1 protein-coding gene is annotated in these 611 nt (G+C 60.6%); it reads left to right on the top strand.

Annotation, left to right across the window (positions count from 1 at the left end; translation table 11 throughout):
- Positions 1 to 327: 327 nt before the first annotated feature.
- Positions 328 to 611, top strand: a 284-nt coding sequence (locus AAZU54_RS27265) for a hypothetical protein (protein ID WP_434727896.1), incomplete at its 3' end; no start/stop codon positions are given.

Raw genomic sequence — 611 nt, 5'->3', positions numbered from 1 at the left:
AAAAGGTCTGCGCTCCACCATCCGGCCCTACGCTGCGCTTCGGGTCCCCTCGCTTCGGTGCCTTCCGGGCCCGCGCGGCCTACGATTTGCTGCGCAAATCTACATCTCGCGCCTTCGGCTGCGCCGAAGGGTGCTATCGCACCTGGCCCTCCAGACACCTACGCTCGGCCTCCTGAAGTCGCGAAGTTAGTGGCGGCGCCTGGGCTGGTGTTATCTGGCGATAGTGCCAGGTGTGGTGGATGCTCTGGCCTCTTCGCGGGCAAGCCCGCTCCCACAGGTATCGCGTAGATTTAAGTCCAGCGTTTAGCCAGCACTGACACCACGCAGATGCTGCGAATCCCGCAAACCCTGTGGGAGCGGGCTTTTCGGGGCGCCGAACCGCCGCGAAGAGGCCAAAACAAACAACACAAAATAGAAAAATTAAAATTTGGCTTTGGCTTTGGCTTTGGCTTTGGCTTTGGCGAGAGCGCAGCGATTCGCCTGCTCTTGATCTTCATGCGCGCAATTCCAGGCGACGCAGATTCGCGACTTCAGGAGGCTGAGCGGGTGCCTGGAGGGCCAGGTGCGATAGCACCCTTCGGCGCAGCCGAAGGCGCGAGATGTAGATTTGC

The organism is Pseudomonas sp. Je.1.5.c (genome assembly GCF_051129895.1).
In the GTDB taxonomy this organism is placed as follows: Bacteria; Pseudomonadota; Gammaproteobacteria; order Pseudomonadales; family Pseudomonadaceae; genus Aquipseudomonas; species Aquipseudomonas urmiensis.
The sequence above is the reverse complement of the archived record's forward strand: the minus strand, read 5'-3'. Positions and strand labels throughout refer to the sequence as shown.